Below are 4,823 nucleotides of genomic sequence, written 5' to 3'. Positions count from 1 at the left end.
AGCATGCCGATCCCGGCGTTGTTGACGACGAGGTCGATGCGCCCGGCGCGTCGCGCGATCTCGGCAACCAGCGCCTCCACCGATGCATCTTCAGTGACATCGCAGACCAGCATGGTGATCCCGTCGCGGTCTGCAACGGCCTTGCGGCTCGTGCCGAACACCCAGTAGCCCGCCCTGACCAGTGCCTTGGCGGTCGCCAGGCCGATGCCCGAGGAAGCGCCGGTCACCAGCGCGATTGCCTTGTTGTCTTTGCTCATTTGAATGTCTCTTTCAGTTGGTTCGATTTGTGATGGCAGCAAGCGCTGAGAAGCAGCTCGTCACAGGCTGCGGATAATCGTGCGGGTGATGGCATATTGGCTTGGCCAGTAACCGCTGTAGTGGGGGACGCCGTAATGAATGTCCTCGACGCGGCGGTGGTAGAAGACGTCGGCGCGAACGGGAGTCAAAGGCGCGGTCGGCCGCAGATTGAAGACCGGAATGAACATCAGCTGCAGGGAGCCTACCCCCGCGACCTCGACTACGGGCTTTCCGCATGTCCGGCATTTGCCGCGATTGAAGTTCGGCGGCGGGCGATACTTAGCGAAGGAGATGTTCGAGGCGTCATTCAGCGTGACATGCCTGGCCGGCACGACGACGACGTCGGAAAAGTGCCTGCCAGTGAAGCCTTGGCATATGAGACAATGACACCGGAACCTGCCCTTTGGCGCGACTTGGATTTCGAACGAGCAGGCGCCGCACTCGCACGAGCCGGTGAGCGGGAACGAGCTGTCGGCGGTCACGTGCTGATGCTTCTGGGTTTCATTTGGGGACGCCATTCCGGTCACCGCAGCATCATGTTGAGACTGATTTCGACCGGCCGCCCGAAGGGGGCGTGCAGGAGCTTGATGGTGTTCCACCGAACCTGCTCATAGATGCCCTTGGCATGGCTCAGGGCCTCGTCGCGCAGCTGGGCTGACAGAAAACCGCCCATGTGATCGGCGTCGGTGGTTTTTGATATGGCGTTCATGATCCACTCTGATGTAGACAAGAGAAACTTATGCCTCTACATAAGCCTTGAAGTAGTCACTGTCAACAATGTATCCACGAGAAACTTTGCTATCATGCCAGACCCGATTAGTCGCCCCTACCATCACGGTGATCTCCGTCGTGCAGTCATCGACACGGCACAGGACATGCTTCGGGAGGAGAAGGACTGGCAGTTCACGCTGCGGGAAGTCGCTCGCCGGGCCGGTGTGAGCCACGCGGCGCCCTATAAGCACTTTCACGACAAGTCGGCGTTGTTGGCCGAGCTGGCGAAGTTGGGATTTGCCGAACTAGCGGCAACACTCAACGGTGCGACACCAAAAAACACTGCATCATTGCGCGATGAGGTCGTGCCGATTGCACAGGCGTACATCGCCTTCGCCATGCAAAATCCGGCGCTCTATCGCCTGATGTTCAGCGCTGAAGAGGGACGATCGACAGGCCTCCACTTGAGCGATAGTGCTCTCAGCGTATTTGAGGTGACGGTCGAGCTGTTGCGACGGGGTCAGGCCGCCGGCCTTATTCGCAATCGACCAATACAGGGCCAGGCAGCGACGTGCTGGGCCTTGCTGCACGGCATCGCCATGCTTGCTATTGACGGCCTTCTCGTGCCCGAAAAGGTGGGGCCGAACCCCCTCGAGGCGGCACTGGACACTCTCATCGAAGGACTGGCGGTCGAGCAGGGGGATTGACCTAACTTGGTCATTTGCCAATGGCAGCTTCTGGCGCAAAGGTGCCACGGTGCTCTGCCTCGCCTTTGTCCGCTTCTGGGCAGCGGCCGTCACGACGGCAACGGCCGAAATGAGGCGCAAAACGGCCAACGTGGTGCAGCAGTCGAATGTCTGCTTTCAGGTAATGGCCAGCAACGTCGTTGCGGCAAAGATGGAGGTCGAACCCGGTCATTCCGACTGACTGGGTTTTGATCTCAGCGCCAGCGGTTATCCGCCTCGAAGGAAAACACACCGCTCGGCTTGCTCGCGGCACCCTTCGCGTCGCCGAAATCCGGCACCTTGTATTCGGCGAGCAACCGCAGCCGCGACAGCGGCAGGTCGTTGCGGCGGGGATCGCCGACCAGCACTTCGATGCCGGCTGCCAGGCAGCGGTCGAGGAACGGGATGAAGCGTAGAGCGACCTCGCGGCCATAGAACACGTCCCCCGCAAGCACGAGGTCGACCGGCGGCGGGGGAGCCGTCGTGATGTCCTTGTCGACAATGGTGATCTCGATGTCGTTGGCCGCGGCGTTAAGGCCGATTGCGGCAACGCCGTTGCGGTCGATTTCGGCGGCGATCACTTCGCGCGCACCGGCCTTGGCTGCGGCGATGCCAACGAGGCCGGAACCGGCGCCAAGGTCGAGCACGCGGCGACCGGCCACCGTTTGCGGGTGATCCATGATTTGGCGCGCAAGCACCGCGCCGCCGGCCCACACATAAGCCCAGTAAGGCGGCTGCGGCTCAGGTTCGTCCGCCTCGAATGTGTCGTCATCGGCGTCGGAGCCTTGGAGCGGATCGGTAAGCCGCCTCAGGCCGCTGGCCGGGTGCGGCGTGTAGAGCCGGATCTCAGGCACCGACGGCACCGGGGCGAGGCGCATGTTCGTCCTGATGAATTCTGCCGGGTCAGGACGGCAAGGTGCATTTACGGCATCCGCGCCGCCGGCTGCAATCATTCGCGCAAAGCTCGCCGCAGGATCTTGCCGACCGGCGTCTTCGGCAGCTCGGTCCTGAATTCTATGTATTTGGGCCGCTTGTAGCCGGTCAGGTTCTCGCGGCAGAAGGCGGTGAGCGTCTCTGCGGTCAGCGCCGGATCCTTCTTGACCACGAACAGTTTCGGCACCTCGCCCGAATGCTCGTCCGGCACGCCGACCGCCGCCACTTCGAGCACGCCCGGATGCATGGCCACGACTTCCTCGAGTTCGTTCGGATAGACATTGAAGCCCGAGACCAGGATCATGTCCTTCTTGCGGTCGACGATCTTGGTGTAGCCGCGCTCGTCCATGAAGCCCATGTCGCCGGATTTGAAGTAGCCGTCCTTGGTCATCACCTTGGCGGTCTCATCGGGCCGGTTCCAGTAGCCCGCCATCACTTGCGGTCCTCGGATGCAGACCTCGCCGACCTCGCCGAGCGGCAAATTGTTGCCGTCGTCGTCGCGGATGGCGATCTCGGTCGAGGGCAGCGGCAAACCGATGGTGCCGGTGAAGTCGCCGGCGGTGAACTTGTTGGCGGTGGCCACCGGCGAAGTTTCCGAGAGGCCGTAGCCTTCGGTGACCGAACAACCGGTCAGCGTCTTCCAGCGTTCGGCAACGCCCTTCTGCACCGCCATGCCGCCGCCCAGCGTCAGCACCAGCGGCTTGAAGTCGAGCTTGCGGAAATCCTCATTGTTGAGCAGCGCGTTGAACAGCGTGTTGAGGCCGGGAAAGATGTGCACCGGATACTTCTGCAGTTCCTTGACGAAGCCGGGAATGTCGCGCGGATTGGGAATGAGGACATTTCGGGCGCCTTGCTGCATGCCCATCAGTGCGTTCACGGTCAGCGCGAAAATATGATAGAGCGGCAGCGCGCAGATAAAGTTGGGGTGCGCCGGTTTCGGCTTGATCGTGTAGGCGTCCTCCATCCACTGCGCGTTCTGCGCGACGTTGGCGAGCACGTTTCTGTGCAGCAGTGTGGCGCCCTTCGACACGCCCGTGGTGCCGCCCGTATATTGCAGGAAGGCGACATCGTCGGCTTCCACCTTGGCCGGCTTGAAGCCCATGCCGGCGCCGGCCTTCATGGCGGCATTGAACTTGACATGGCCGGGCAAGGACCATGCCGGCACCATCTTCTTCACGCGGCGCACGACGAAATTGACGATGGTGCCCTTCAGGCCGCCGAGCATGTCGCCCATCGCGGCGACCACCACATGCTTGACCGCCGTCCTCGCGATCACCGCCTGCAAGGTGTTGGCGAAGTTTTCCAGGATGACGATGGCTTGCGCACCGGAATCCTTCAACTGGTGTTCGAGCTCGCGCGGCGTGTAGAGCGGATTGATGTTCACCACGACATAGCCGGCGCGCAAGATCGCCATCATCGCCACCGGATATTGCAGCACGTTCGGCATCATCAGCGCGACGCGCGCGCCTTTCTGCAGGCCCTTCGATTGCAGGTAGGCGCCGAAGGCCGCCGACAGCCGCTCGATATCGGTGTAGCTGATGGACTTGTCCATGCAGGTGAAGGCCGGCTGCGCGGAAAACTGCTTGCAGGCGCCGACGAGGAAATCGCCGATCGAGCTGTAGGGCAGGGCGCCGATCTCCGCCTGCACGTTTTTCGGATAGCTCTTGAGCCACGGCTTTTCCGGCAAGCCGGCGGCCAGCGCCGTCAATGCTTTCGGCAATCGGTTGGCGGTGGCGGCGGTCGGCCTTGCCGCCGGTGGGGCCTTCACCGCCGCCGCAGCCTTCGACGCCGGCCTGACAGCGGGCTTTGCCGCACCCGCTTTACTCCCCGGCGCCGTCTTTTCGGCCGCGGCCTTGGCCGGGGCTTTCACCGCCGGCTTTGTGCTTGCCCTTACGGGCGCCGCGGCCGCCTTCGGCGTGGCGACCTTGGCAACGGGTGCTTTCGGCTTGGCAGTACCGGCTGCTTTCGACGGCGCCTTGGCTCCCGCTTTCACCGTCGTCGTCCTTGATGCTTTTGCCACCCGTTCCTCCCTGGACAAGTCTTGTTCATTCGCGCCGCGCTCGCCCCTGAATTGACCTCGCCTCTGAATTGACAAGGGCGCCCTCCGCTGCGGCCGTTATACCCTATGTATTGCCTCCCTTGGTGACCGTGCAAGTC

7 protein-coding genes are annotated in these 4,823 nt (G+C 62.5%); 1 reads left to right on the top strand and 6 read right to left on the bottom strand.

Features of this window, described 5'->3' with window-relative positions:
• From EN750_RS18795 to EN750_RS18785, 3 genes are all read right to left on the bottom strand, one after another.
• A partial coding sequence (locus EN750_RS18795) for an SDR family NAD(P)-dependent oxidoreductase (protein ID WP_127397303.1) occupies positions 1 to 257 on the bottom strand: 257 nt, incomplete at its 3' end.
• Between the two features lie 60 nt (positions 258 to 317).
• Entirely contained in the window at positions 318 to 815 is a 498-nt protein-coding gene (locus EN750_RS18790; protein WP_245482738.1) for a GFA family protein, read from the bottom strand.
• 5 nt (positions 816 to 820) lie between these two features.
• Complete coding sequence (locus EN750_RS18785) at positions 821 to 1,006, bottom strand: hypothetical protein (protein ID WP_127397302.1); 186 nt, start codon at positions 1,004 to 1,006, stop codon at positions 821 to 823.
• A 94-nt stretch (positions 1,007 to 1,100) separates the two neighbouring features.
• Here EN750_RS18785 and EN750_RS18780 point away from each other — a divergent pair, with 94 nt between their 5' ends.
• Positions 1,101 to 1,715 carry a TetR/AcrR family transcriptional regulator gene (locus EN750_RS18780; protein ID WP_127397304.1) on the top strand — a complete coding sequence of 205 codons (615 nt, stop codon included), beginning with the start codon at positions 1,101 to 1,103 and terminating at the stop codon, positions 1,713 to 1,715.
• A gap of 10 nt (positions 1,716 to 1,725) precedes the next feature.
• Here the strand turns inward: EN750_RS18780 and EN750_RS39160 are convergent, their stop codons facing one another.
• From EN750_RS39160 to EN750_RS18770, 3 genes are read right to left on the bottom strand one after another with little or no spacing between them, the layout of a single operon-like run.
• Entirely contained in the window at positions 1,726 to 1,926 is a 201-nt protein-coding gene (locus EN750_RS39160; RefSeq protein ID WP_145967761.1) for a hypothetical protein, read from the bottom strand.
• A 22-nt stretch (positions 1,927 to 1,948) separates the two neighbouring features.
• Entirely contained in the window at positions 1,949 to 2,686 is a 738-nt protein-coding gene (locus EN750_RS18775; RefSeq protein ID WP_127397301.1) for a methyltransferase, read from the bottom strand.
• Positions 2,683 to 4,686 carry a long-chain fatty acid--CoA ligase gene (locus tag EN750_RS18770; RefSeq protein WP_127397300.1) on the bottom strand — a complete coding sequence of 668 codons (2,004 nt, stop codon included), beginning with the start codon at positions 4,684 to 4,686 and terminating at the stop codon, positions 2,683 to 2,685. The genes EN750_RS18775 and EN750_RS18770 overlap by 4 nt, the downstream gene beginning before the upstream one ends.
• Positions 4,687 to 4,823 lie beyond the last annotated feature (137 nt).

Source organism: Mesorhizobium sp. M7A.F.Ca.ET.027.03.2.1 (assembly GCF_003999175.1).
Taxonomy (GTDB): Bacteria; Pseudomonadota; Alphaproteobacteria; order Rhizobiales; family Rhizobiaceae; genus Mesorhizobium.
Note: the sequence above shows the minus strand (reverse complement) of the source record. Positions and strands in the feature narration are given on the sequence as shown.

Coding starts and splice junctions, on each gene's coding strand:
- EN750_RS18780 (WP_127397304.1), top strand. CDS start 1,101: ATGCCAGACCCGATTAGTCGCCCCTACCATCACGGTGATCTCCGTCGT.
- EN750_RS18785 (WP_127397302.1), bottom strand. CDS start 1,006: ATGAACGCCATATCAAAAACCACCGACGCCGATCACATGGGCGGTTTT.
- EN750_RS18775 (WP_127397301.1), bottom strand. CDS start 2,686: ATGATTGCAGCCGGCGGCGCGGATGCCGTAAATGCACCTTGCCGTCCT.
- EN750_RS39160 (WP_145967761.1), bottom strand. CDS start 1,926: ATGACCGGGTTCGACCTCCATCTTTGCCGCAACGACGTTGCTGGCCAT.
- EN750_RS18790 (WP_245482738.1), bottom strand. CDS start 815: ATGGCGTCCCCAAATGAAACCCAGAAGCATCAGCACGTGACCGCCGAC.